We start from the raw sequence: 25,552 nt of genomic DNA, 5'->3' as shown, positions 1-25,552 counted from the left end.
GCGCGCAAAGGCACGCGCCTACAGGGAGTCGTCGCCGTCCGGGTCGGGCTGCATGATGGTGGTGCGCACCGGGCCGGCCTCCTGCTGGCCGCGCGGCAGCGGCAGCTCGGCGATGGCCGCCTCGGCCGCTTCCACCAGTTGCTTGCGGCGGGTGTCCGGCACGTCCTGCCAGTGGCAGTCGTTGAGCGCGCCTTCCAGCGCGTAGAGCAGGTTGAGGCTGGGCCGGAAGCCGGCGCGGCGCACCCGCATGTAGGCGTCCACCGGGCCGGCGGCCTCCAGGTCGGCGCGGGTGTGCAGCCCCACCTGGCGCAGCCAGGCGGCGGACTTGGGGCCGATGTTGCGCAGCTTGTCTTCGCTCATCGCAGCGACTCCATGAAGGTGGCGGCGATGCGCTCCAGGCCCGCCTGGTCGTCTTCGTCGAACCGGCCCGGCAGCGGGCTGTCGATGTCGAACACGCCCACCAGGCTGCCGTCGGCATCCACCAGCGGCACCACCAGCTCCGAGCGCGAGGCGGCGTCGCAGGCGATGTGGCCGGGGAAGGCGTTGACGTCCTCCACCCGCTGGGTGGTGCGGGTGCTGGCCGCCGCGCCGCACACGCCGCGATCGAGCGGGATGCGCACGCAGGCCGGCTGGCCCTGGAACGGGCCGACCACCAGCTCGGTGCCGTCGTAGAAATAGAAGCCGGCCCAGTTCAGGTCGGGCAGGGCGTGGAAGACCAGCGCGGACAGGTTGGCGGCGTTGGCGATGCGGTCGGATTCGCCGGCCAGCAGCGCGCGGGCCTGTGCATCCAGCTGGTCGTACTGGCCGGGCTTGTCCCCGTAGAGGGCTTGCGATGCGAACATGTGGCCAGTGTAGCAAGCAGGGTCGAAGGCATATGGGCAGCGCAATGGCGGTGGGAAGGGTTCAAGCACGGCGGGGATGCGCGGGCGGGGCAGGGCGGTGAGCGCGGCTTCGCTGTTCGTGACCGGCACCGACACCGGCGTCGGCAAGACCCTGGCGTCCGCCGCGCTGCTGCACGCGCTGCGCGCCCGCGGCCTGCGCGCGGTGGGCATGAAGCCGGTGGCCAGCGGCTGCGACGGCACGCCCGATGGCTGGCGCAACGAGGATGCGCTGATGCTGCAGGCGGCGAGCGAGCCGCGCCCGGCCTATGAGGACGTGAACCCGTTCGCACTGCCGGCGCCGACCGCTCCGCAGCTCGCCGCGCGCGAGGCTGGCGTTGAAGTCGACCTGGAAACACTCCTGGCCGCCCACGCGCGGCTCGCGGAAGGCGTGGATCGGGTGGTGGTGGAAGGCGTCGGCGGCTGGCTGGCACCGCTGGCCGACGGCCTCGACCAGTCGGCGCTGGCCGCCGCGCTGGGGGCGCCGGTAGTGCTGGTGGTCGGCCTGCGCCTGGGCTGCCTGAGCCACGCGCGCCTGACCGCACGCGCGGTCGAGGCCGACGGCCTGCGCCTGGCCGGCTGGATCGGCAGCGGAGTCGACCCCGTGTTCGACCGCAGCCAGGATTACCTGGCCCTGCTGCGCGATGCGCTACCCGCCCCGTGCCTGGGCGTCATCCCCCACCTGCCCGAACCCGACCCGACCCTCGCCACCCCCACCCTCGACGCATCCCCGTTGTAGGAGCGCGTCCTACGCCTGCGGGACCGGCTCGCTTTCGCGGTCGTGCGAATGATCGCGCGCCAGGAACAGGTAGAACGCCGGCAGCACGAACAGGGTGAACGCGGTGCCGATGGTCATGCCCGCGGCCACCGTCATGCCGATCGCGAAGCGCGCCGCCGCGCCCGGCCCTGTGGCCAGCAGCAGCGGCACCATCGCGAACACCAGCGCGGCGGTGGTCATCAGCACCGGGCGCAGGCGGATGCCGGCCGCGCGCTCGATCGCCTCGCGCTTGGACAGCCCCTCGTCCACCTGCAGCTTGTTGGCGAACTCCACGATCAGGATGCCGTGCTTGGCGATCACGCCCACCAGCGTCACCAGGCCCACCTGGGTATAGATGTTGATGCTCATGCCGGGGAACATCTCCAGCCCGGCGAACTGCAGCACCCCGCCCAGGATCGCCAGCGCGTTGAGCACCAGCAGCGCGCCGCTGATCGCCATCGGCACCGTCACCAGCATGATCAGCGCGTCGCGGAAACTCTCGAACTGCGCCGCCAGCACCAGGAAGATGAACACCAGCGCCAGCAGCAGGGTCACCAGCATGCCGGCGCCCTCCTGCTTGAACTGGCGCGACTCGCCGGCGTAGTCGACGCTGTAGCCCTGCGGCAGTACCTCGGCCGCCGCCTCCTCCAGCACCCGCAGCGCGTCGCCCTTGGACACGCCCGGGCGCGGCATGAAGGTGATCGCCACCGCGTTGAGCTGCTGGAAGCGCTTGAGGTTCTGCGGCTGCACGCTTTCCTTGAGCGTCACCAGCGTGGACATCGGGATCAGCTCACCGTCGCGGGTGCGGGTGTAGTAGTTCTCCAGCTGCGCGGGGTTGAGCCGGTCGACGCGCTGCACCTGCGGGATCACCCGGTAGGAGCGGTTCTCCATCGCGAAGCGGTTGACGTAGCCGCCGGCCAGCATCGCCGTCAGGTCGGCGGCCAGGGTGCGCATGTCGATGCCCATCATCGCCGCCTTTTCGCGGTCGATCTGCACTTCGATGCGCGGGCTGTCGATCTTCAGGTCGGTGTCCAGGAAGATGAAGCGCCGGCTTTCCTGCGCCCGCTCCAGGATCGCGTCGGCCAGGGTGCTGAGCTGCTCTTCCGAACCGATGCCGCCGATGATGAACTCGCCGCCGCCGCCGCCGCCCGCGGTGGGCAGCGAGGGTGGCACCTGGGCGAAGAAGTTCAGCCCCGCCAGCTCGGCGAGCTTGGGCTGCAAGTCCTGCTGCAGCACCTGGTTGGCCGAGCGGCTGCGCTCGCTCCAGGGTTCGAAGATGAAGCCGGCGATCGCCGCCATGCCGCTGCCCGGGCCCATGCCGCCGTTGACCAGGAACACGTCGCTGATCTCGTCGATCTCGTCGACGTAGCCGTTGATCTCGGCGGTGTAGCGCTCGATGTAGTCCAGCGTGGCCGGGGCGTCGGCGAAGGCGATGCCGAAGATGAAGCCCTCGTCCTCCATCGGCGCCGGCTCCTTGGGCGCGATCATGTACAGGCCGACGCAGGAGGCGAACACCAGCGCGCCGAAGATGCCGATCACGCCCTTGGTGTCGAGCGCGCCGTGCAGCTTGCGCTGGTAGGTGGCATGCAGCCGGTCGAACTTCGTGTCCAGCCAGGCTTCCAGCCGGCCCTTGCCGTCCCCGTTGCCATCGCCGTGGCCCTTGAGCAGGCGCGCGCACATCATCGGCGACAGGGTCAGCGCGACCACGCCCGACAGCAGCACCGCCCCGGCCAGGGTGAAGGCGAACTCGGTGAACAGCACGCCGGTCATGCCGCCCTGGAAGCCGATCGGCAGGTACACCGCCACCAGGGTGGTGGTCATCGCCACCACCGGCCAGGCCAGCTCGCGCGCGCCCTTGAGCGCGGCCTCGGTGGGCGTGAGCCCTTCCTCGATGTGGCGGTGGATGTTCTCCAGCACGATGATCGCGTCGTCCACCACGATGCCGATCGCCAGCACCATCGCCAGCAGGGTCAGCAGGTTGATGGTGAAGCCCATCAGCAGCATCAGGAACATCGCGCCCACCAGCGACAGCGGCACCGCGATGGTCGGGATCAGCACGCTGCGGATCGAACCCAGGAACAGGAAGATCACCACGATCACGATGATCAGCGCCTCGATGATGGTGCGCACCACCTCGTTGATCGCGTCCTGGATCGCCTCGGTGCTGTCGTAGGCGATCGTGGCCACGATCCCCTCGGGCAGCTGCGGCACCACCTCCTCGCCCAGCACCCGCCGCACCTCGGCCATCACGTCCAGCGAGTTGGCGTCGGGCGAGGTGAACATGCCCATGAACGTGGCCGACTCGCCGTTGATGGTGACCGAGGCGTCGTAGTTCTCCGAACCCAGCTCGACCTCGGCGATGTCGCCCAGGCGCACGATCGCACCGTCGGATTCGTACACCACCAGCTCGCGGAACTCCTCCGGCGTGCGCAGGTCGGTGCGCGCGGTGAGGTCCACCGACACCATCTGCCCGCGGGTGGAGCCCAGCGCCGACAGCACGTTGTTGGACTGCAGCGCCATGTGCACGTCGCTGGCGGTCACGCCCAGCGCGTTCATGCGGTCGGGCTGCAGCCACACCCGCATCGCGAACGTGCCCGCGCCCATGATCTCGGCGCGCTGCACGCCGGGGATCGTGGCCAGGCGCGGCTCCACCACCCGCACCAGGTAGTCGGTGATCTGGTTGTCGTTGAGATGCTCGCTGGAGAACGACAGGTACATGCCCGCCACCTGCTGGCCCTGCTGCAGGTCGATCACCGGGTCCTCGGACTCGGCCGGCAGCTGGCTGCGCAGCTTGTTCACCTTGGCCGCGATCTGGGTCAGCGCCTCGTTGGCGTCGTAGTCCAGGCGGATGTAGGCCTGGATGATGCTGATCCCGGCCGCGCTGGTGGAGGTGATGTAGTCGATGCCCTCGGCGCTGGCGACCTCGCGCTCCAGCGGGGTGGTGATGAAGCCCTGGATCAGGTTGGCGTCGGCGCCGAAGTAGGTGGTGCTGACGGTGACCACTGCGTTCTGCAGCTCCGGGTACTGGCGCACGTTGAGCTCGGTGTACGAGCGCATGCCCAGCAGCAGGATGAACAGGCTGACGACCATCGCCAGCACGGGCTTCTTGATGAACAGGTCGGTGAATTTCATCAGCGGTTGGCCGGTTGCGGGTCTTCGTCCGCGCTGGGCTGCACTTCGTTGTTGACCACCACCGCGGCGTCGTTGCGCAGGCGCAGCAGGCCGCCGTTGACCACGGTCTCGCCCGGCTCAAGCCCGCGGGTGACCTCGATCATGTCGCCGCGGGTGCGGCCGGTGGTGACGAAGCGCTGGCGGGCGACCAGGTTCGGCCCCTCGGCGTCATCCTGGTCGGTGGCCTCGCCCTCGGGGCCGGGCACGACCAGGTACACCACGTTGCCATACGGGTTGAAGGCGACCGCGGTCTGCGGGATCACCACCACGTCCTCGTCCCCGCCCACGTCGAACCCGACCCGGGCGAACGAGCCGGGCCGCAGCAGGCGCTCGGGATTGTCCAGCGTGGCCTGGACGCGGAAGTTGCGGGTGGCTGCGTCCACCGCCGGCTCGATCGCGGTCACCGTGCCCTCGAACTCGCGCCCCTCCAGCGAATCCACCCGCGCGCGTACCAGCATGCCCTCGCGCACCTGGCCCAGCTCCTGCTCGGGCAGGGTGAAGTCCAGGAAGATGGGGTCGAGCGACTGCAGGCTCACGATCGGATCGCCCGGGGCCACGTACTGGCCCAGGTTGACCCGGCGGATGCCGAGCTCGCCGTCGAACGGCGCGCGGATGCGCTTCTGGGCGATCAGCGCGCGCTGGGATTCGGCCTGGGCGCGGGCGGTGGCGGCCTGGGTGGCGCGTTCTTCCACCTCGGCCTGCGAGACCAGCCGGTCCGCGCCCAGGGTGCGCCAGCGCTCGGCCTGCACCGTGGCCAGCCGGGCCGAGGCCTCCAGCGCTTCCAGGCTGGCCAGCTCGGCGGCGGAGTTGAGCTCCACCAGCAGGGTTCCGGCGCTGACCGGCTGGCCGGCCTGGAAGGCGATCTTCTGCACCACGCCACCGGCCTCGGTGGTCACGTCGGTGCCGTTGACCGCCACCAGCGTGCCCACCGCCTCAAGCTGCCCGCTCCACTGCTCGGCGCGGGCGTCGAAGGTGGCCACCGACACCGGCGGCTGCGGCATGTCGTCGAAGAAGGCGTTCATCATCGACTGCATCAGCGCCCAGACGGCGAATACGCCGCCAAACACGAGCACGGTGATCAGCAAAGTCCAGAACATGCGCTTGCGCGCGGACGGCGGGCGTTTGGCGTGGGAAGCGGCCATGGGATTCTCGCGTGGAGAGCGGGCAGGGACTGCGTCGGGGGAGCGGGGGAACGGGCGGGCTGCGTCCAGTGATCCTGCAGGAGGAGGCTAGCGGCGTTGCGCACCCGCGGGCACCTGCCGATCGTAAGCCTGCCGATGGAGGGGGTTCCAGCGGGAGAGGCCAGACCGGATCGCGGCGCAAGCATACAGTTCTTGAACTGTCAGGTACAGCAATGAGCCCGGGCCGCCTGCGCGGCCGCGCGCACAAAAAAACCCGGCCGCTTGCGCGGCCGGGTTCCAGAAGACGATGGCTGCCGGAGAGAGCCGGCAGCCTGTCGTTTGCTTCAGGCCTTGCGGGCAGCCTTGGTCGCCTTGCTGGCAGCGCTCTTGGCCTGCTCGGTGGCGGACTCGATCTGGCCCTTGGCGATCTGGCCGATGGCCTCGCTGGTCTTCAGCGAGCTGGCGAAGGCTTCCTGGCCGGCGTTGACGCTGCGCTCGACGTTCTCGCGGGCAACCTGCACGCCCTTCGGCCACAGGGTCTTGTAGCTGTCGGCGTCGCGGGCCTCGGCCACTTCACCCAGGAAGGCGAAGGCGGCGTTGGTGTTCTGCTCGATGATGCCCATCTGCAGCGCGAACACCTTCTCGGCGTTCTCCAGGGCCAGCTGGTTGACCTGGGCGGCGGTGTCGGCGAACTGACGGGTGGCGGCGGCGAACTGCTCGTTGTACTGGTTGTACTGGTTCATGGCGATGCTCCTGCGTGGGGGTGGTGCCGGCAGGGTTTTGCCGGTTTGTGCGATGCAGCATAACCGGGCTTTTGTTGCAATGCAACATTCTGGGGCGATTTTTATTCAGCCCCGGCAATTATCCTTGTGAATCAGCCATGTAGGAGCGCGCCATGCGCGCGAAGCCGCGTTACGAGCCGCGGTAGCGGCAGCCGGCGGTGCAGGTTTCGTGCACCACCACCTCGTCCAGCGCGGGCAGGGCCGGCTTCAGCCGTTCCCAGATCCAGATCGCCAGGCGCTCGCTGGTGGGATTCTCCAGCCCTTCGATGTCGTTGAGGTAGTGGTGGTCAAGCTGGCGGTACAGCGGCTCGAAGGCCGCCTTGACGTCGGCGAAGTCCATCACCCAGCCGCTGTGCTCGCCCGGCTCGCCGGCCACGTGCAGTTCGATGCGGAACGAATGCCCGTGCAGGCGCGCGCACTTGTGGCCCTCGGGCACGTTGGGCAGCCGGTGCGCGGCCTCGATGGTGAAGACCTTGAAGATGTGCATGGAAGGCAGCCGCTCGACGCGGGCAGGAAAAAAGGCGGGCGCACAGGATACCGCCACGGGTGTCCGGTAAGGTGCGGGTTTCCCCCACAGCATCCGGCCCCCCCGTGAGCACCTACGCCCTCGACGCCGTTTTCAGTCCGAAGTCGGTCGCGCTGGTCGGCGCCAGCCCGCGCGAGCGGTCGCTGGGGCGGCTGGTGCTGCGGCAGCTGCTGGACGGCGGCTTCCCCGGGCCGGTCGGGGTGGTGAACGCGCGCTACCCGGAGATCGACGGCGTGCGCACGGTGCGCCGGATGCAGGAACTGGATTTCACGCCCGACCTGGTGCTGATCGCCGTGCCGCCCAAGGACGTGGCCAAGGTGGCCGGGCATGCCGCCGACTGCGGCGCGCGCGCGGTGGCGGTGCTGACCCGCGGCATGGGCGCCGGGCCGGGCTCCTACAACGCCGCGCTGGAAGCGGTGACGCGCCCGCGCGGGCTGCGCGTGGTCGGGCCCAACTGCCTGGGCGTGGTGGCACCGCATTCGAAGCTGTTCGCCAGCTTCGCCGCCAGCCGCCCGCTGGCCGGCGACCTGGCGCTGGTGTCGCAGTCCGGGGCGGTGAGCGCGGCGGTGCTGGAGTGGGCGCACAGCCGCTCGATCGGGTTCTCGGCCGCGATCTCGCTGGGCGACTCGGTCGACGTCGACTTCGCCGACATGCTCGACTGGTTCGCCATCGACCGCCACACCCGCGCGATCCTGCTCTACATCGAACAGGTACGCGATGCGCGCAAGTTCCTGTCCGCCGCCCGCGCCGCCGCCCGCGCCAAGCCGGTGGTGGTGGTCAAGCCCGGCCGCCATGCGCCGCTGGCCAGCGCACCGCGCACCCACGCCGCGGCGCTGGCGCCGCCCGACCACGTCTACGACAGCGCGTTCCGGCGCGCCGGCATGCTGCGGGTGCATGCGCTGGACGAACTGTTCGCCGCCGCCGAGACCCTGTCGCACCTGGTGACCCTGCCCGGCAACCGGCTGGCGGTGCTCACCAACGGCCTGGGCACCGGCATGCTGGCGCTCGATCGCCTGGTCGATGCCGGCGGCACGCCCGCCAGGCTGTCGGCGCAGACCATGGAAACCCTGGACGCCGGGCTTCAGCGCGGCTGGTCGCGGCGCAACCCGGTGGATCTGCTGGGCGATGCGGACGGCCCGCGCTATGCGCAGGCGCTGGAGGCGCTGCTGGCCGACGGCGACACCGACGCCGTGCTCGCCATCCACGTGCCCACCGTGCTCTCGCCGCCGCTGGACACCGCGCGGGCGGTGGCCGACGCGCTGCGCGCCGGCAAGGGCCGGAGCCGGCGCAAGCCGACCCTGGCGGTGTGGATGGGCGGCGACGGCGAGGCGACCCGGATGCTGGGCGAGGCCGGGGTGCCGACCTACGCCACCGAGGCCGAGGCGGTGCGCGGCTTCATGTACCTGGCGCGCCACCGGCAGGCGCAGATTGCCCTGCGCGAGACGCCGCCCAGCCTGCCGGACGATTTCAACGTCGACGTGGACGCCGCCCGCGCGCTGGTGCGCGAGGCGCTGGACGCCGGGCGCGAGTGGCTGGATCCGGTGGAGGTGGCCCGGCTGTTCGCCGCCTACGACATCCCGATCGCGGCCAGCGTGGTGGCGGCCGATGCCGCTGCCGCCGCCCAAGCGGCCCGGCCGCTGCTGGACGCGGGCCATCCGGTTGCGGTGAAGGTGTTTTCGCCCGACATCCCGCACAAGTCGGACGTGGACGGCGTGCGCCTGAACCTGGTCAGCGCCCAGGCCGTGCGCGAGGCGGCCGGGGAGATCCTGGCGCGGGCGGCGCAGCTGCGTCCGGGCGCCCGGCTGGACGGGGTGACCGTGCAGCCGATGATCCTGCGGCCCAAGGCGCGCGAGCTGATCTGCGGCATTGCCGACGACCCGGTGTTCGGGCCGGTGGTGGTGTTCGGCCGCGGTGGGGTGGCGGTGGAGATCATCGACGACAAGGCGCTGGCGCTGCCGCCGCTGGATCTGCGCCTGGCCCACGAGCTGATCGGCCGCACCCGGGTCTCGCGCATCCTCAAGGCGTATCGCGACGTGCCGGCCGCCGATGAGCGTGCGGTGGCGCTGCTGTTGGTCAAGCTGGCCCAGCTGGCCGCCGACCTGCCCGAGGTCAGCGAGGTGGACATCAACCCGCTGCTGGCCGACCGCGAGGGGGTGATCGCGGTGGACGCGCGGGTGTCGATCGCGCCGTCGCGGCGCCTGCACCGCGGCCGCGGCCATCCGCGCTTCGCGGTGCTGCCGTATCCGCGCGAATGGGAGCGCACGATCACCCGGGCGGACGGGAAGGAGGCCTTCGTGCGGCCGGTGCGGCCGGAGGACGAGGCGATGTTCCGCGCGTTCTTCGACAAGGTGTCGCAGGACGACCTGCGGCTGCGGTTCTTCCAGGCGGTGAAGGATTTCAGCCACGAGTTCATCGCCCGCCTCACCCAGCTCGACTATGCGCGGCAGATGGCGCTGGCGGCGATCGACCCGGACAGCGGCGAGATGCTGGGCGCGGTGCGGCTGGTGTCGGACGCCAACTACGATCGCGGCGAGTACGGGATCATGGTGCGCTCCGACCTCAAGGGCGCGGGCCTGGGCTGGCAGCTGATGCAGGTCATGATCGAGCTGGCCGGCTGGCTGGGCCTGAACACCATCGAGGGCCAGGTGCTGCGCGAGAACACCACGATGCTCTCGATGTGCCGCAACCTGGGCTTCAACGTCGCCCCGGATCCGGACGACATGACGGTCATGCTCGTCACCCTGCCGGTCAAGAAACCACCCGTGTAGGAGCGCGCATGGCGCGCTCCTACACGGGCGGGTGGTTCGGATGGGTGTGGGCAAGCGACGCCGTCACGGGGCTTCGCGGCCGCCGGCGACGGGCAGGCGCCAGCCCTTGCGGACGGCCAGCCAGCGCAGGGTGAAGCACAGGGTGGCACCGGCCACGGCGACGGGCACGTGGGGCAGGCCGAGTTCGTGGCCGATGACCATCACCACCGCGGCGGCCAGCGCGGCCAGCGCATACAGCTCGTAGCGCAGCACGGTGGGCACCTGGGCCACCAGCACGTCGCGCACGATGCCGCCGCCGATGCCCGAGAGGATGCCCATCATCACCGCGCCCACGGGGCCGATGCCGGCGTGCAGGGCCTTGTCGGAGCCGATGACGGCGAACAGGGCCAGGCCGACGGCGTCGGTGAGCTGGACGGGATTGCGCAGGCGTTCGACTGCCTCGTGGCGGAAGAAGGTGAGCAGGCCGGCGGCGATGGAGAGGGCGAGGTAGCGCCAGTCGGTGACGGCCACCGGGGTGATGTTGAGGATGACGTCGCGGGTCATTCCGCCGGCGGTGGCGGCGGCAAACGAGAGCACCAGCACGCCGAACAGGTCGAGGCGGTGGCGCACGGCGACCAGGCCGCCGCTGATGGCGAAGGCGAAGGTGCCGATGAAGTCGAGCAGGGTGACGAAAGACAGGCCCATGGGTGGAGTAGACCCTGTGGGGATTCAGGATGGAAGCCGGTGGGGGGTTTGAGGTTTGGGGTGTGGGGTTCGTGGGCTGTGGGGCGTGGGGTTCGGGGGGCGTGGGCTGTGGGGCGGAGGCTTCGGGGGGACGCCGTGCCCTGCCGGGAGGGGGTATCGCTTTTCGCGCGGCGGGACGTCGTGTCCCGACGCGCGCGCAATACGTCCTTGTATTGCTTGGCGCGATACCCCCTCCCGGCAGGGCACGGCTCGCTCCAGCGGTGGGGACGGCTCTTCGGTGGCAAGGGAGGCGTTGTTTCCTGGGTGCAGGGGGTGCGGCCATGCGCCTGAGGCCCTGCGACTTCCACGTTCTCGCGGTTGCTGCGGGTGGCGTGGCCGGTTCAGCGACAAAAATCTCCGGTTGGAGTACAAATGTACTCCATGAACTCTTCCCTCAGCCCCCGCCGCGCCGCCGTCCTTTCCTTCATCCGTGACCGGGTGGCCGGCCATGGGCAGCCGCCGACGCTGGCGGAGATCGCGCAGGCCTGCGGGCTGGCCTCGCGCGGGGCGGCGCGCAAGCACGTGCTGGCGCTGGCCGGGGCCGGGCTGGTGGAGGTTGCGCCGGGACAGGCGCGCGGGGTGAGACCGGCGGGGATGCGGGCGCGGGCGGATCTGCTGCGGGTGCCGGTGCTCGGCAGGGTGGCGGCGGGCGCGCCGATCGGGGCGGATGCGGGGCTGGCGGACACGCTGACGCTGGATGCGCGGCTGTTTTCCTCTACGCCGGACTACCTGTTGCGGGTGGAAGGCGATTCGATGATCGACGACGGGATCCTCGACGGCGACCTGGTGGGGGTGAAGCGCACGCCCGAGGCCCGCGACGGTCAGACGGTGGTGGCGCGGCTGGACGGGGAGCTGACGATCAAGCGGCTGGCGCGTTCGGCCGATGCGCTGCGGCTGCTGCCGCGCAATCCGGCCTATGCGCCGATCGAGGTGGAGGCGGGGCAGGACTTCGCGGTGGAAGGGGTGTTCTGCGGGCTGGTGCGGCGGGGCTGAGATGGGCGCGGTGGTGGCGATCGATGCGCTGCTGGATCAGCGCCGGATCTGGAAGGGCCGGCCGGCGCCGCGTCCGGCGTCGGGGCAGCCGACCGGGCATGCGGGGCTGGATGCGGCTTTGCCGATCGGCGGCTGGCCGGAGGCGGCGCTGAGCGAAATCCTCATCCCGGCCGACGGCGTGGGCGAGCTGCGGCTGCTGTGGCCGGCGCTGGCGCGGCTCACGCGGGCGGGGGAGCGGGTGGTGCTGGTGGCGCCGCCGTACCTGCCGTTCGCGCCGGCCTGGCAGGCGGCGGGGGTGGACCTGCGACAGGTGGAAGTGGTGGAAACGGATTCGCCGCGCGATGCGCTGTGGGCGAGCGAGCAGTGCCTGCGTTCGGGCAGCGCCGGCGCGGTGCTGTGCTGGCCGCTGAAGGCCGACGACCGCGCGCTGCGCCGGCTGCAGGTGGCGGCCGAGGCCGGGCGCACGCTCGGGTTCGCGACCCGGCCGCTGGCGGCGGCGCGCAATCCGTCGCCGGCGGCGCTGCGGATCGCGATCGATGCGCACCCCGCGCAGCTTCGCGTGCTCAAGTGCCGCGGCGGGCTGGCGCCGCCGCGGCCGATCCCGCTGGACGCCTGAGCCATGCGCTGGGCCTGCATCCTGCTGCCGCGGCTGGCGCTGGACGGCGCGCAGCGGCGCTGCGCCGACCCGGAAGCGCCGCTGGCGCTGGTGTCCGGCGCGCGCCAGCGGCGGGTGCTGCACGCGGTCAATCCGGGCGCGCGCGCGCTGGGCCTGCGCCGGGGCATGACGCTGACCGCGGCGCAGGCGCTGGCGGACGGCTTCGCCACCATCGACCACGACCCGGACGAGGAGGCGCGCTGGCACCGCTTCCTGGCCGCGTGGGCCTACCGCTTCAGTTCGCAGGTGAGCACCCGCTGGCCGCACGCGCTGCTGGTGGAGATCCGGGGCAGCCTGGGGCTGTTCGGGCCGTGGCCGCGGTTCCAGGCGCGGCTGCGCGATGAGCTGCGGCAGCTTGGCTTCGCGCACCGCATCGTGGCCGCGCCCAACCCGGTGGCGGCGCGGGCGCTGGCCAACGTCCACGACGGGCTGGCGATCGATGCCGATGCGCCGCTGCGGCGCGCGCTGGGCCAGCTTCCGGTCGAGCGCGCGGGCTTCGGGCCGGACACCGCATCTGCGTTCGCGCGCATGGGCCTGCGCACGCTGCGCCAGGTGTGGGCGCTGCCGCGCGATGGCATTGCGCGGCGCTTCCCGGCCGCGGTGCTGCGGCACCTGGATGAGCTGGCCGGCGAGCGCGAGGTGGCGCTGGACTGGTACCGGCCGCCGGACCGCTTCCAGATGCGGATCGAGCTGGGCCATGAGGTCGAGTCCTCGCAGGCGCTGCTGTTCCCGCTGCGGCGCCTGGCCGCGGACCTTGCGGCGTACCTGGCCGGGCGCGACGGCGGGGTGCAGCGGTTCGCGCTGCAGCTTGAGCACGAAGGCCGCGCGGACACGCGGGTGCCGGTGGGGCTGCTGGCGCCCGAGCGCGACGCGGCGCTGCTGTTCGAACTGGCGCGCGGGCGGCTGGAGCAGGCGCCGGTGCCGGCGCCGGTGCGGGCGATCGCGCTGGTGGCCGACGAGCTGCCGGCGTTCGTGCCCGCGCACCGCGAGCTGTTCGACCAGCGCCCGCAGCAGGCGATGGCCTGGGAGCAGCTGCGCGAACGCCTGCGCGCGCGCCTGGGCGAGGCTTCGGTGCACGGCCTGCGCGTGCACGCCGACCATCGGCCGGAGATGGCGTGGCGTGCGGAAGAGGAGGGCGATGGCGGCCTGCCGCCGCTGCGGCCGCCGCGGCCGGGATGGCTGCTGCCGCGGCCGATCCCGCTGCGCGGGCCGCCGCCGCGGGACATCGGCGGCTGCGAGCGCATCGAGACGGGATGGTGGGACGGCGGCGACGTGCGCCGCGACTATCGCCTCGCGCGCCTGTCTACCGGTCAACAGGCGTGGGTGTTCCAGCCGGTGCCCGGCCAGGGCGACTGGTGGCTGCACGGATGGTTCGCATGAGCGCGGGCTACGCCGAGCTGCACTGCCTGTCGAACTTCAGCTTCCAGCGCGGGGCGTCGAGCGCGCGCGAGCTGTTCGAACGGGCCAGGCGCCACGGCTACGAAGCGCTGGCGATCACCGACGAGTGCACCCTGGCCGGGATCGTGCGCGCCTGGCAGGCGGCGAAGAAAGCGGGCCTTCCGCTGATCACCGGCAGCGAGATGCGGGTGGAGGGCGGGCCGAAGCTGGTGCTGCTGGCCGAAGACCTGGCCGGCTACCAGGCGCTGTGCCGGACCATCACCGCCGCGCGCAGGCGCGCGCCCAAGGGTGAATACCGGCTGCTGCGCGAGGACTTCGAGGAAGGCGTGGACGGCCTGCTGGCGCTGTGGGTGCCCGATGACGCGGCGATGGACAGGGACGCGCAGTGGCTGCGCAGGCTGTTCCCCGACCGCCTGTGGATTGCGGCGGAACTGCACCGCGGTGCGGATGACGCCGCGAAGCTGGTCCGGCTGCAGGCGCTGGGCGAACGCCTCGGCCTGCCGCTGGTGGCCGCCGGCGACGTGCACATGCACGCGCGCGGCCGGCGCGCGCTGCAGGACGTGATGACCGCCATCCGCCACCACGTCAGCGTGGCCGAAGCCGGCTGGCGGCTGTTTCCCAACGGCGAGCGCCACCTGCGCCCGCCGTCCGCGCTGGCGGAGCTGTATCCGCCGGAACTGCTGGAAGAGAGCCTGCGCATCGCCCGCCGCTGCCGCTTTGACCTGGGCCAGCTGCGCTACCGCTACCCGCACGAGCTGGTGCCCGCCGGCCACACCGCGACTTCCTGGCTGCGCGCGCTGACCGAAGAGGGCCTGCGCTGGCGCTGGCCGGAAGGCATTCCCGCCAAGGCGCGCACGCTGGCGGAAAAGGAGCTGGCGCTGATCGCCGAGCTCGGCTACGAGAGCTACTTCCTCACCGTGCACGACATCGTGCGCTTCGCCCGCAGCCGCGACATCCTCTGCCAGGGCCGCGGCTCGGCCGCCAACTCGGTGGTCTGCTACGCGCTGGGGATCACCGCGATCGACCCGGACCGGATCGGCATGCTGTTCGAGCGCTTCATCTCGCGCGAGCGCAACGAGCCGCCGGACATCGACGTCGACTTCGAGCACGAGCGGCGCGAGGAGGTGATCCAGTACGTGTTCGAGCGCTACGGCCGCCACCGCGCCGCGCTCACCGCCATCGCCAGCAGCTACCGCGGCGCCGGCGCGGTGCGCGACGTGGCCCGCGCGCTGGGGCTGCCGCCGGACCAGGTCGATGCGCTGGCCGGCTGCGTCGGGCGATGGAGCGATGCGGTGCCTTCGGGCGAGCGCCTGCGTGAAGCGGGGTTCGACCCGGACGCTGCGCTGATCCGCCGGGTGCTGGCGCTGACCGCCGAACTCATCGGCTTCCCGCGCCACCTGTCGCAGCACCCCGGCGGGTTCGTGATCAGCGAGCAGCCGCTGCACGCGCTGGTGCCGGTGGAGAACGCCAGCATGCAGGGGCGCACCGTGGTGCAGTGGGACAAGGACGACCTGGACGTGCTGGGCCTGCTGAAGGTGGACGTGCTGGCGCTGGGCATGCTGACCGCGCTGCGCAAGACGTTCGACCTGGTCAGGCGGCACCACGGCCGCGAGTTGACGCTGGCAACGATCCCCGCCGATGACGGCGACACCTGGGACATGATCGGACGCGCCGACACCGTCGGCGTGTTCCAGATCGAATCGCGCGCGCAGATGGCGATGCTGCCGCGGCTGCGGCCGCGCGGGTTCTACGACCTGGTGATCCAGGTGGCGATCGTGCGGCCGGGGCCGATCCAGGGCGACATGGTCCACCCCTACCTGCGGCGGCGCAGTGGCGAGGAGCCGGTGAGCTATCCGTCCAAAGCGCTGGAAAAAGTGTTTGGACGTACCCTGGGCGTGCCGCTGTTCCAGGAGCAGGTGATGGAGCTGGCGGTGGTGGCCGCGGGCTACACGCCGGGCGAGGCCGACGACCTGCGTCGTTCGATGGCGGCGTGGAAGCGCCACGGCGGGCTGGAGCACCACCGCGAGCGGCTGACCGCCGGCATGCTCGAACGCGGCTACACGGCCGGGTTCGCCGCCCGCATCTTCGAACAGATCAAGGGTTTCGGCAGCTACGGCTTCCCCGAGTCGCACGCGGCCAGCTTCGCCCTGCTGACTTGGGCGAGCTGCTGGCTCAAGCAGAACTACCCGACGGCCTTCGCCTGCGCCCTGATCAACAGCCAGCCGATGGGCTTCTACAGCCCCGACCAGATCCTGCAGGATCTGCGCCGGCACGGCGGCCGGGTGCGGCCGGTGGACGTGCGCTGGAGCAACTGGGACTGCAGCCTGGAGGCGGACGGCAAGGACGGCTTTGCGCTGCGCATGGGGCTGCGGATGGTGCGCGGCTTCGGCGAAGAAGACGCGCTGCGCATTGAACGCGCGCGCATGGCGCATGCCTTTGCGGACGTGGAAGACCTGTGCGAACGCGCTGCGCTCAATTCCCGCGCACGCGAACTGCTGGCCGACTCCGGCGCCCTGCGCGGCCTGGCCGGGCATCGCCACCGCGCGCGCTGGGCGGTGGCCGGCGTGGAGGAGCGGCGGCCGCTGCTGGGTGCGGCCACGCAGCCGCGCGAGCAGCAGGCGGCGCTGCCGCTGCCCAGCGTGGGCCAGGATCTGCAGGCCGATTACGCCACCGTTGGCACCACCCTGGGCCGGCACCCGATGGCGCTGCTGCGCGCGCAGCTTCGCGCCCGCCGCTGCCGCAGCTCGAAGGAACTGCCCGGCATCGAACACGGCCGCAGCATCGCCGCCGCCGGCCTGGTGGTCGGCCGCCAGCGCCCGCAGACCGCCAGCGGCGTCACCTTCGTCACCCTGGAAGACGAGCACGGCATGATCAACGTCGTCGTCTGGCGCCAGCTCGCCGAACGCCAGCGGCGCCCGTTCCTGGAGGCGAAGCTGCTGATGGTGGAAGGCCGGCTGGAAGCCGAGAACGGCGTGCGCCACCTCATCGCCAGGCGCCTGCACGACCTCACCCCCCTGCTGGGCAGGCTCGACACCCGCAGCCGGGATTTCAGGTGAACGCTCCAATCCGGGGCACAAGGAATGCGCCCCGGATTGGTGGTCTTCAGAACCGGTAGTTCAGATCCACGAACCAGGTGCTTCCGATCTCCAGGTTCGCGCGGAACAGGTCGTTGTTCGGGCCGATCGTGCGTCCGCGTTCCTTGCTGAAGATGCTCCGCCCGCGAAGGCGGAGCTGCAGGTTCTGGTCAATCCGCCATTTCGCGGTCAGGTCGAAGGTGGTGAACGGCTCGATCCAGAGGTTCTGCCAGGGGTTGGCGGCGAACTCGTTCATGTACTCGCCCTGGAAGTTGGCGGCCAGGCGCACCTCGGTTCCGGGGCGAACGTCCAGAACACCGCGGCGTTGCCGGCGTACTTGGACTGGTACTGCAGCTGGTCGATCTCCTGCAGGACGTCGTTGTAGATGTATGAGGACTCGCCGTCGCATCGCGCCGATCAATGTAGGTGTTCCAGTTCTCGTAGTTCGACGGATCCCTCAGCGCGTCTGAATCGTCCGCGGTGAAGGGCCGGTCCAGGTCGGTGAGGTCGTAGCTGAGCCGGCCAGCGCCGCGGAAGCGGAACGCCGAGAACGGGCGGTCGGAGCGGTACCAGGCCTTGGACCTGCCCAGCTGCAGGTTGAGGTGTCCGTGCTCCTCGAAATCCCACTCGGCCTGGCCCTGGATGCCCATCTGGTCGCGGTTGAAATCGTTGTAGCGCCACTGGTGATCCGCCGCGCGGATGTTGGCGGTGCCCGTGTACTCGGTCTGGTCGCGGTGCTGGTTGAGGTTGAGCACCTGGCTGGTATTCCGGTTTTCCTGCTCGTCGGACAGGTAGGCGAAGCCGATCTGGAACGTCTATAAGATGGGGCGCTGCGTCCGCTGCTGTCCGTGTCGGCCTCACCGCGAATTCACCGCCAATGGCGGACTTTCATGGCGCCATGGAAGCAGTCGCACACAGCCTGTTCTCGCTTGGCCACCCGTGGTGGGAGCTGCTGCTGCGCGCCGTTGCCGTCTACGTGGCGGTGCTGGTGATGGTGCGGATCGTGGGCAAGCGCACCGTCGGCCAGTACACGCCGTTCGATCTCATCGTGGTGGTGCTGCTCGGTACCGCGGTGCAGAACTCGCTGGTCGGAAGGGATGTCTCGCTGGTCGGCGGCCTGCTGATCGCCGCGACCCTGCTCGCGCTGAACTGGGTGGTCGGTTTCTTCAGCGCCCGCTCGCTGCTGTTCGACACCATCGTGGAGGGCCGGCCGGTGGTGCTGGCCCGGCACGGCGAGCTCTATCCCGACGCGCTGCGCCAGCAGTCGGTCAGCCAGCGCGATTTCGACGTCGCCATGCGCGCCGCCGACTGCCGCGAGGTGTCCGAGGTCGACCTGGCGATCCTGGAAACCTCCGGCCATATCAGCATCCTGAAGAAGAGCGCCTGAGGCGGCCGGAGTCCCGGCCCGGCCCGACCTGCCTGCGGATCCGGGATTGCGACTTCATGCGGCTGCTGTCAGAGTAGGCAGGCGCACAGGTTCAGGGAGCGGTCGAATGAAAGCTGCAAGCCTGGTGTCAGTCCTCAGTTGGGTTGGGCGGCTCGTCCTGCTGCTCATGGCCGTGGCCGTGATCTACGCCGGCTACACCGCGATTTCCTATTGGCCCGATATCCGCGTCTGAGGAAAGCCCCATGAACAAGCGGCAGTCCAGAATCTTCGCCATCGTCGCAACCGGCCTGGCCGCGGTTGCCTTCCTCGGCTTGACCGTGCACAGCCACATGCGCTTCGGCGAGCTGACCAACGCGGAGAACATCACTCCCGAGGTCACCGCCGGCAAGGATGTCTGGCACAAGTACAACTGCATCAACTGCCACACCCTGTTCGGCGAAGGCGCCTACTACGCGCCCGACCTGACCAAGATCACCCAGCATCGCGGCGAGGCCTACCTGACGGCCTACATGCGCGATCCGTCCCAGTTCTACGACGAGCAGCGGCATCGCCGCCTGATGCCCACCCAGGATCTGAGCGACGAGGAAATCCACAACCTCATCCAGTTCCTGGACTGGGTGGCCAACGTCGACAACCAGGGCTGGCCGCCGCGGCCGATCCTGGTGACCGGCAGCGGCATGAGCGTCGCCGCCGAGGGCGCCGGGGCCTCACAGGAGGTCAGGCCGGTGACCGCCGACAGCGACCCGCGCGCGATCGGCGAGCACCTGTTCCGCACCGCGGTGCCGGTGTGCACCGCCTGCCACTCGCTGCAGCCGGGCGTGCAGCTGGCCGGGCCGTCGATGGCGCACATCGCGCGCACCGCCGAGCAGACCCTGGCGTCTCCCGAATACACCGGCAGCGCCACCGACGTGGAGGGCTACCTGCGCGAGTCGATCACCGATCCCAGCGCGCACCTGGTGCCCGGCGCGATGTTCTCCGCGGGCGGCACGTCCTTCATGCCCAACACCTACGCGGATGAGCTGACCGAAGAGCAGATCGACCAGCTCGTGGCCTACCTTGCAACGTTGAACTGACGGCGCGCGCGCCGCGCCGGCACGGGGAGATTTCCATGCGATACAAGTCCCAATCGGTGGCCTACTGGTATTTCGCCTTCGCCATGGTGCTGTTCGGGCTGCAGATCGTGTTCGGGCTGCTGTCGGCGGCCAAGTACCTGGGGCCGGATCCGCTGCTCTACATCCTGCCGTTCGACGTCACCAAGACCATCCACACCAACCTGCTGATCGTGTGGGTGCTCACCGGCTTCATGGGCGCCACCTACTGGATGGTGCCGGACGAATCGCGCACCGAGCTGTACAGCGTCAAGCTGGCCTACTGGCAGCTCGGGCTGTGGGCGCTGATGGGCGTGAGCGCGGTGATCGGCTACCTGTTCCGCTACGGCACCGGCAACAAGCTGCTCGAACAGCCGCTGCCGCACAAGATCGTCATCGTGATCTGCATGCTGATGTTCCTCTACAACATCGGCATGACCATCAAGCGCGCGGGGCGGCTGACCACCACCGAGGGCGTGCTGCTGCTGGGCCTGGGGCTGTCGGCGCTGCTCTACATCCCGGCGCTGCTGCACTACGAGAACTACACCGTCTCCATCTTCTACCGCTGGTGGACGATCCACCTGTGGGTGGAGGGCGTGTGGATGATGATCATGGGCAGCTTCCTGGCCTACCTGCTCATCCGCCTGTCGGGCATCGACCGCGAGGTGATGGAGAAGTGGCTGTACGTGATCGTGGGCCTGGTGTTCTTCGCCGGCATCCTGGGCACCGCGCACCACTACTACTGGGTCGGCGTGCCGTACTACTGGCTGCCGATCGGCGGCTTCTTCAGCGCGCTCGAGCCGCTGGCGCTGGCGGCCATGGCCATCTACGCCTACACCGCGATGCGCCGCGGCGGGGTGCGCCACCCGAACACCCTGGCCCTGCACTGGACGATCGGCGCTGCGATCTTCGCCCTGTTCGGCGCCGGCCTGCTCGGCCTGGCCCACACCTGGCCGTCGGTGAACAAGTGGACGCACGGCACCCTGATCACCGCCATGCACGCGCACTCTGCCTTCTACGGCGCCTACGCGATGATCACCCTGGCGATGATCACCTACGCGCTGCCGGGCCTGACCGGGCGGCCGCAGGACAGGTACTCGCCGCTGGGCTTCTGGGCGTTCTGGCTGCAGGTGACGGGCATGTTCGGCATGACCCTCTCCTTCGGCACCGCCGGCATCGCCCAGGTGTACCTGGAGCGGATCATGGGCATGGGCTACCTGGACGCGCAGCTCAAGATCCAGGTGCACTTCATGATGCTGATCCTGGCCGCGACCATCTTCGCGGTGGGCGTTGCGCTGTTCATCATCGACTTCTTCCGCCATCGGCCGCGCTTCGAGGTGGTGGACGAGGCCGTCGAGGGCGAGCCCGCGGTGGCAAGGGAAAGCTGATTGGTGGAGCAGCGCAACGGGCCGGAGGCCGCCGGGCCTTACTACCTGCCCAGCGGCAACGAAGTCGAGGTGGTCGAGCAGTGCCATGCCGGCGGCCTGGCGGTGATGCTCAAGGGGCCGACGGGCTGCGGCAAGACCCGCTTCGTCGAGCACATGGCGTGGCGGCTGGGCCGCCCGCTGATCACCGTGTCCTGCCATGACGACCTCACCGCCAGTGACCTGATCGGGCGCTTTTTGATCCGCCACGACGAGACCGTCTGGCAGGACGGCCCGCTCACCCGGGCCGTGCGCGAAGGCGCCATCTGCTACCTGGACGAAGTGGTGGAGGCGCGCCAGGACACGATCGTGGTGCTGCACCCGCTCACCGACTACCGCCGCATCCTGCCGATCGACCGCACCGGCGAGACCATCGAGGCCGCGCCCGGTTTCCAGCTGATCATCAGCTACAACCCCGGCTACCAGCGCATGCTCAAGGATCTCAAGCCGAGCACGCGCCAGCGCTTCGTCGCCATCGACCTGGACTTCCCCAGGCCTGAGGCGGAAGCGGCGATCGTCGCCGCCGAAAGCGGGGTGGAGAACGGCACCGCGGTGGCGCTGGTGGAGCTGGCCGGCCGCGTGCGCCTGCTGCGCGACCGCGGCCTGGCCGAGGTGCCGAGCACGCGCCTGCTGATCGCCGCCGGCCGCCTGGTGGCCAGCGGCATCGGCCTGCGCGAGGCCTGCAACGTGGCGGTGATCTCGCCGCTGAGCGACGACCCGACCCTGCTCGCGGCGATGCGCGAACTCGTTGACGCGATGTTCCCGTAGGCGGATGCCGGCGTGTCCGAGCCCGAAGACCTGGTCATCGATGCGGCGCGCCACGCGACGATCTTCATCCGCGACACCTGGCGCCGGCACTATCCCGAAGACCCCGACGAACCGGTAGCGCTGGCCTCGTTGGCGCGGCGCCTGGACCTGCTGCTCTCGGCCGCCTGCGGCGCCAGCCTGCCCATGCGCGTGGCGCTGCCACCGGCGCGGCCGACCATGCTGCACCGGTTCTTCAAGCCGGCCGCCTACCCGCGCCATCGCCGCGCGCTGCCGGCCACCAACGGCGATGCCATCTGGCTGCCGGCGCACCTGGACACCTGTGATCCCGCCGAGGCGTCGGCGCTGTACCGGGCGATGGCCCTGCAGCAGGCGTTCCGGGCCAGGCGCGGCACCGCCCGGGCGATCCTGGCGCTGCCGAACCCGCTGCTGCGCGACGCCGCCCTGGTGCTGGAAGCACAGGCCGCCGAGGCCGAGGTCGCGCGGGGCTTCCCCGGCCTGGTGCCCGCGCTGATGCGGCTGCGCCGGCTGGCGCTGGAGGCGCGCCCGAAGCCGGATGCCCTGGCGCCGCCAAGGCGTCCGCTGGAGCGGCTGGTGCGGGAGATCCTCGAAGACGGGCTGTCGCCCGCCGCCAGCGCCGCGCCCGGCACGGTGGAGGGCTCCATCGCCCGTGCCCGGCGGCTGCTGGAGGAATGGAACATCGACCGCGCCCAGTCCCGCCGCGTGGGCCCGATGCCGCTGTACCGCGACTGGTGGACGGGGGAGCTGCGCGACGCCACGGGCACGCCGGCCCACGTCGCCGACGGCGAGCCGTTCCAGCACGACGATGCGCCCGAGGAAGTGCGCAGCGCGCGGATGGATCGGCGCCCCGAGCAGCGCGAGGCGACCGAGGACGAGGACAAGCCCGGCGACCCGGGTGCCTGGATGATCCAGCAGGACGCCCCGCACGAGGTCGCCGAGGATCCCTTCGGCCTGCAGCGCCCGGTGGATCGCGACGACCAGACCAGCGCCGACGAGTACGGCGACATGCTCTCCGAGCTCGCCTCCACGCGCATGGTGGCCGCGCCCGATCCGCCGCGCGAAGTGCTGCTCTCCGACGATCCGCCCGACAGCCGCGCGGTGCTGGAGTTCAAGGGCCAGGGGGAAGCGGAGGCCCGCTACCGCTATCCCGAGTGGAACCATGTCGACGCGAGCTACGTCGAGGACGGCGTCACTGTGCGCATGCGGCCGCCGCCGGCCGGCGACCCGCGCTGGGTCGACGCTACCCTGGCCCGGCACCGCTCGCACCTGGACGGCATCCGCCGCCAGTTCGAGGCCCTGCGCCCCGAACGCGTGCGCCTGCGCCGCCAGGCCGACGGCGAGGACATCGACATCGACGCCTGCGTGGAGGGCCGCGCCGACCTGCGCGCCGGCGGCTTCCTGCGCGAAGGCCTGTACGAGCAGCGCCGCCCCGGCCGCCGCAGCATCGCGGTCTCGCTGCTGGTGGACGCCAGCGGCTCGACGGACGGCTTCATCGGCGACGGCCGCCGGGTGATCGACGTCGAGCGCGAGGCGCTGCTGCTGGTGTGCATGGCCCTGCAGGGCCTGGGCGAGCCGTTCTCGGTGCTGTCGTTCTCCGGCGAGGGCCCGCACGGGGTTTCGATGCGCTCGCTCAAGGCGTTCGACGAAGCCTACGGCGACGACGTCGCGCTACGCATCGCCGGCCTGGAGCCGGAGCACTACACCCGCGCCGGCGCCGCCATCCGCCACGCCACCTCGCTGCTCATGCGCCAGCCCGCCGAGCACCGCCTGCTGCTGATGCTCTCGGACGGCAAGCCCAACGACGCCGACCGCTACGACGGCCGCTACGGCGTGGAGGACATGCGCCAGTCCGTCACCGAGGCGAAGCTGCAGGGCGTGTTCCCCTTCTGCCTCACCGTCGACCTGCAGGCGCCGGGCTACCTGCCCAAGGTGTTCGGCCCGGACAACTATGCGGTGCTGTCCACGCCGGAAAGGCTGCCGACGGTGTTGCTGGATTGGACGCGGCGGTTGTTGGCGAGGTGAGGGGCGCCCAGTGACGTCCTCCCCTCACTAGGACCGACCGGAACTGGAAAATTCGGCAGCGCCCGGCCCAGAATCGGTAGCGGGATCGGTGCAGGCGCAAGGTGTCAGGGTCATTTCGGCCGCGAACAGCCCCGATGGCCTGCATGACTTGGGCACGGAACCGGGCACAGGCGTTTTTGCCCGTCTGGAAGGAGCCGGCGGTGAACCCTTTGCTGAACGGCGCCGAGACCCGTTGTGCCCCCTGATTGGGCACAAAAAAGCCCGCGTCGATGGCGGGCTTTCATCATCTAACTTGTTGTTTTTGCGCGGAAATTTGGTGGCTATGGGTGGAATCGAACCACCGACCTCGGGATTATGAGTCTCGCGCTCTAACCGTCTGAGCTACATAGCCACTGCGTGCCGCACGCTGGCGCGGCGAACCCTCAATTTTCCATGCTTGCCCCCTTGCCGTCAATCTCCCGGGCCCGCGCTTGTCGGAGGGGGCGGTGCGTGGCAGAGTCGGGGCAGTCAAATTTTTCGGAGTCCGTGCCGTGATCGATCCGGACGGATACCGGCCCAACGTCGGGATCGTGCTGATGCACGACGATGGCCGGGTGTTCTGGGCCCGACGCGTGCGCCGCGATGGTTGGCAGTTCCCGCAGGGCGGGATGAACACCGACGAGACGCCGCTGGAGGCCATGTACCGCGAGCTGCACGAGGAGACCGGGCTGCTGCCCGGCCACGTGGTCGTGCTGGGCGTCACCCCCGGCTGGCTGCGCTATCGGCTGCCGCCGCGGGCGATCCGCCGCAACGACCGGCTGGTGTGCATCGGCCAGAAGCAGGTGTGGTTCCTGCTGCGCTTCACCGGCCAGGAGACGGATCTGAAGCTGGATCTGACCCCCAAGCCCGAGTTCGACCACTGGCGCTGGGTGGATTTCTGGTACCCGATGGACAACGTGGTGACCTTCAAGCGCGGGGTGTATGCCAGCGCGCTGCGGCACCTGGCGCCGTTTGCGCGCCAGGTGGCGGGGCCGCAGGCGATCCCGTTCATGAAGTTCGACCCGCCGCGCCGGCACGGGACGCGGCGGCGCCGTCCGCATCGCGAACGCGTGGGCGGCGGCCCGAACCAGGCGCCGGGGCAGGGCCGGGAAAAAGATCCGGGCTGAGAATCGTTTTCGTCCAGAATTGACAATCATTCTCGGTTGGGCCCAGAATGCACCTGTCCCACGATCCAGGTGCGCGCCCTTGTACGTCTGCCTCTGCCACGGCATCACCGACAGCGAAATCCGCGACGCGGCGGAAGCCGGCTGCGGCTCCATGTCGGAGCTGATGATGCGCACCGGCTGCGGTTCCAACTGCGGCAGCTGCATCGAGACCGCGACCGGTCTCATGGCCGAAGCCCTCCTGCCGCTGCCGGTCATCGACCAGGCTGCCTGAGCCCTCCGCGCGGCGTCGCCGCCGCCCCTTGAATGATGACGATTCGCGTTCCGCCATGAAAATGGCGGGAGCGGTACAGTGGTGGGCGATCGATCCAGGAGACCCCAGATGAAAGGTGACAAGAAGGTCATCGAGTTCCTCAACAAGGCGCTCTACAACGAGCTGACCGCGATCAACCAGTACTTCCTGCACGCCAAGATGCTCAAGAACTGGGGGCTGGGGCGCTGGGCCAAGCACGAGTACGAGGAATCGATCGACGAGATGAAGCACGCCGACAAGCTGGCCGAGCGCATCCTGTTCCTCGAAGGGCTGCCGAACTTCCAGGCCCTGGGCAAGCTGAAGATCGGCGAGGGCCCGCGCGAGATCCTCGAGTGCGACCTGGCGCTGGAACTGGAAGGCATCCCGCTGCTGCGCGAGGCGATCGCGTACTGCGAGCAGGTCGACGACTACGTCAGCCGCGAACTGTTCGTGGACATCCTCGAGGACGAGGAGGAGCACGTGGACTGGCTGGAGACCCAGCTCGACCTGGTCGAGCGGGTTGGCCTGGAGAACTGGCTGCAGGAGCAGATGGAGGACTGACCGG

At 70.4% G+C, this 25,552-nt stretch carries 24 protein-coding genes and 1 tRNA gene; 16 read left to right on the top strand and 9 right to left on the bottom strand.

Going from position 1 to position 25,552, the window contains the following annotated elements:
• Nucleotides 1–18: 18 nt before the first annotated feature.
• A complete protein-coding gene (locus tag ACOZ90_RS07705) occupies nt 19–360 on the bottom strand; it encodes a TfoX/Sxy family protein (RefSeq protein ID WP_422893073.1) in 342 nt (113 codons plus the stop codon).
• The gene (locus ACOZ90_RS07700; protein WP_422893072.1) at nt 357–842 is read right to left on the bottom strand and encodes a GAF domain-containing protein; all 486 of its coding nucleotides are present in this window, start codon (nt 840–842) and stop codon (nt 357–359) included. Before ACOZ90_RS07700 ends, ACOZ90_RS07705 begins: the two co-directional genes overlap by 4 nt.
• A 97-nt stretch (nt 843–939) precedes the next feature.
• On the opposite strand from ACOZ90_RS07700, the gene bioD reads away from it, so the two are divergent.
• Nucleotides 940–1,617: a dethiobiotin synthase gene (gene bioD, locus ACOZ90_RS07695; RefSeq protein WP_422893071.1), complete on the top strand. Its 678-nt coding sequence runs from the start codon at nt 940–942 to the stop codon at nt 1,615–1,617.
• A 9-nt stretch (nt 1,618–1,626) separates the two neighbouring features.
• Here bioD and ACOZ90_RS07690 read toward each other — a convergent pair whose 3' ends face one another.
• The 4 genes from ACOZ90_RS07690 to queD form a co-directional block, all read right to left on the bottom strand.
• On the bottom strand, nt 1,627–4,767 hold the full coding sequence (locus ACOZ90_RS07690) for an efflux RND transporter permease subunit (RefSeq protein ID WP_422893070.1): 3,141 nt from the start codon (nt 4,765–4,767) through the stop codon (nt 1,627–1,629).
• Entirely contained in the window at nt 4,767–5,948 is a 1,182-nt protein-coding gene (locus ACOZ90_RS07685) for an efflux RND transporter periplasmic adaptor subunit (RefSeq protein WP_422893069.1), read from the bottom strand. The genes ACOZ90_RS07690 and ACOZ90_RS07685 overlap by 1 nt, the downstream gene beginning before the upstream one ends.
• 323 nt (nt 5,949–6,271) lie before the next feature.
• The gene (locus ACOZ90_RS07680; protein WP_422893068.1) at nt 6,272–6,670 is read right to left on the bottom strand and encodes a phasin family protein; all 399 of its coding nucleotides are present in this window, start codon (nt 6,668–6,670) and stop codon (nt 6,272–6,274) included.
• 169 nt (nt 6,671–6,839) lie between these two features.
• Complete coding sequence (gene queD, locus ACOZ90_RS07675) at nt 6,840–7,196, bottom strand: 6-carboxytetrahydropterin synthase QueD (protein WP_422893067.1); 357 nt, start codon at nt 7,194–7,196, stop codon at nt 6,840–6,842.
• Between the two features lie 104 nt (nt 7,197–7,300).
• Here queD and ACOZ90_RS07670 point away from each other — a divergent pair, with 104 nt between their 5' ends.
• Nucleotides 7,301–10,003 carry a bifunctional acetate--CoA ligase family protein/GNAT family N-acetyltransferase gene (locus ACOZ90_RS07670; RefSeq protein ID WP_422893066.1) on the top strand — a complete coding sequence of 901 codons (2,703 nt, stop codon included), beginning with the start codon at nt 7,301–7,303 and terminating at the stop codon, nt 10,001–10,003.
• A 63-nt stretch (nt 10,004–10,066) separates the two neighbouring features.
• Here ACOZ90_RS07670 and ACOZ90_RS07665 read toward each other — a convergent pair whose 3' ends face one another.
• Nucleotides 10,067–10,687: a trimeric intracellular cation channel family protein gene (locus ACOZ90_RS07665; RefSeq protein WP_422893065.1), complete on the bottom strand. Its 621-nt coding sequence runs from the start codon at nt 10,685–10,687 to the stop codon at nt 10,067–10,069.
• A 411-nt stretch (nt 10,688–11,098) separates the two neighbouring features.
• On the opposite strand from ACOZ90_RS07665, the gene lexA reads away from it, so the two are divergent.
• Genes lexA through ACOZ90_RS07645 form a run of 4 tightly spaced genes read left to right on the top strand, consistent with a single transcriptional unit; the run spans nt 11,099 to nt 16,828 of the window.
• Entirely contained in the window at nt 11,099–11,719 is a 621-nt protein-coding gene (lexA, locus tag ACOZ90_RS07660; protein ID WP_422893064.1) for a transcriptional repressor LexA, read from the top strand.
• Nucleotide 11,720: 1 nt separating this feature from the next.
• The gene (gene imuA / locus ACOZ90_RS07655; RefSeq protein ID WP_422893063.1) at nt 11,721–12,335 is read left to right on the top strand and encodes a translesion DNA synthesis-associated protein ImuA; all 615 of its coding nucleotides are present in this window, start codon (nt 11,721–11,723) and stop codon (nt 12,333–12,335) included.
• A 3-nt stretch (nt 12,336–12,338) separates the two neighbouring features.
• Entirely contained in the window at nt 12,339–13,754 is a 1,416-nt protein-coding gene (locus ACOZ90_RS07650) for a Y-family DNA polymerase (RefSeq protein ID WP_422893062.1), read from the top strand.
• A complete protein-coding gene (locus ACOZ90_RS07645; protein WP_422893061.1) occupies nt 13,730–16,828 on the top strand; it encodes an error-prone DNA polymerase in 3,099 nt (1,032 codons plus the stop codon). The genes ACOZ90_RS07650 and ACOZ90_RS07645 overlap by 25 nt, the downstream gene beginning before the upstream one ends.
• A gap of 46 nt (nt 16,829–16,874) precedes the next feature.
• On the opposite strand, the gene ACOZ90_RS07640 is transcribed toward ACOZ90_RS07645, so the two are convergent.
• Nucleotides 16,875–17,135 carry a hypothetical protein gene (locus tag ACOZ90_RS07640; protein ID WP_422893060.1) on the bottom strand — a complete coding sequence of 87 codons (261 nt, stop codon included), beginning with the start codon at nt 17,133–17,135 and terminating at the stop codon, nt 16,875–16,877.
• A gap of 319 nt (nt 17,136–17,454) precedes the next feature.
• Between ACOZ90_RS07640 and ACOZ90_RS07635 the strand changes: the two genes are divergently transcribed.
• The 7 genes from ACOZ90_RS07635 to ACOZ90_RS07605 all read left to right on the top strand — a co-directional run bounded on the left by ACOZ90_RS07635 (nt 17,455) and on the right by ACOZ90_RS07605 (nt 23,553).
• Nucleotides 17,455–17,667, top strand: a complete 213-nt coding sequence (locus ACOZ90_RS07635) for a hypothetical protein (RefSeq protein ID WP_422893059.1) — start codon at nt 17,455–17,457, stop codon at nt 17,665–17,667.
• A gap of 77 nt (nt 17,668–17,744) precedes the next feature.
• A complete protein-coding gene (locus tag ACOZ90_RS07630) occupies nt 17,745–18,233 on the top strand; it encodes a DUF421 domain-containing protein (protein WP_422893058.1) in 489 nt (162 codons plus the stop codon).
• Nucleotides 18,234–18,339: 106 nt separating this feature from the next.
• The gene (locus ACOZ90_RS07625; RefSeq protein WP_422893057.1) at nt 18,340–18,465 is read left to right on the top strand and encodes a hypothetical protein; all 126 of its coding nucleotides are present in this window, start codon (nt 18,340–18,342) and stop codon (nt 18,463–18,465) included.
• 10 nt (nt 18,466–18,475) lie between these two features.
• Nucleotides 18,476–19,306, top strand: a complete 831-nt coding sequence (locus ACOZ90_RS07620; RefSeq protein WP_422893056.1) for a c-type cytochrome — start codon at nt 18,476–18,478, stop codon at nt 19,304–19,306.
• A gap of 35 nt (nt 19,307–19,341) precedes the next feature.
• Complete coding sequence (locus ACOZ90_RS07615) at nt 19,342–20,709, top strand: cbb3-type cytochrome c oxidase subunit I (RefSeq protein ID WP_422893055.1); 1,368 nt, start codon at nt 19,342–19,344, stop codon at nt 20,707–20,709.
• Between the two features lie 3 nt (nt 20,710–20,712).
• Nucleotides 20,713–21,513: a CbbQ/NirQ/NorQ/GpvN family protein gene (locus ACOZ90_RS07610; protein ID WP_422893054.1), complete on the top strand. Its 801-nt coding sequence runs from the start codon at nt 20,713–20,715 to the stop codon at nt 21,511–21,513.
• A gap of 12 nt (nt 21,514–21,525) precedes the next feature.
• Complete coding sequence (locus ACOZ90_RS07605; RefSeq protein ID WP_422893053.1) at nt 21,526–23,553, top strand: nitric oxide reductase activation protein NorD; 2,028 nt, start codon at nt 21,526–21,528, stop codon at nt 23,551–23,553.
• A 314-nt stretch (nt 23,554–23,867) separates the two neighbouring features.
• On the opposite strand, the gene ACOZ90_RS07600 is transcribed toward ACOZ90_RS07605, so the two are convergent.
• Nucleotides 23,868–23,944: transfer RNA gene (locus ACOZ90_RS07600), tRNA-Met, on the bottom strand.
• A gap of 139 nt (nt 23,945–24,083) precedes the next feature.
• On the opposite strand from ACOZ90_RS07600, the gene ACOZ90_RS07595 reads away from it, so the two are divergent.
• The 3 genes from ACOZ90_RS07595 (at nt 24,084) to bfr (ending at nt 25,548) form a co-directional block, all read left to right on the top strand.
• A complete protein-coding gene (locus ACOZ90_RS07595; protein WP_422893052.1) occupies nt 24,084–24,698 on the top strand; it encodes an RNA pyrophosphohydrolase in 615 nt (204 codons plus the stop codon).
• Nucleotides 24,699–24,777: 79 nt separating this feature from the next.
• Nucleotides 24,778–24,969: a (2Fe-2S)-binding protein gene (locus tag ACOZ90_RS07590; protein ID WP_422893051.1), complete on the top strand. Its 192-nt coding sequence runs from the start codon at nt 24,778–24,780 to the stop codon at nt 24,967–24,969.
• A 108-nt stretch (nt 24,970–25,077) separates the two neighbouring features.
• Nucleotides 25,078–25,548 carry a bacterioferritin gene (gene bfr, locus ACOZ90_RS07585; RefSeq protein ID WP_422893050.1) on the top strand — a complete coding sequence of 157 codons (471 nt, stop codon included), beginning with the start codon at nt 25,078–25,080 and terminating at the stop codon, nt 25,546–25,548.
• The last annotated feature ends 4 nt before the right edge of the window (nt 25,549–25,552 follow it).

The sequence above is a fragment of the Luteimonas dalianensis genome (genome assembly GCF_049339425.1).
Taxonomy (GTDB): domain Bacteria; phylum Pseudomonadota; class Gammaproteobacteria; order Xanthomonadales; family Xanthomonadaceae; genus Luteimonas; species Luteimonas dalianensis.
Note: the sequence above shows the minus strand (reverse complement) of the source record. Positions and strands in the feature narration are given on the sequence as shown.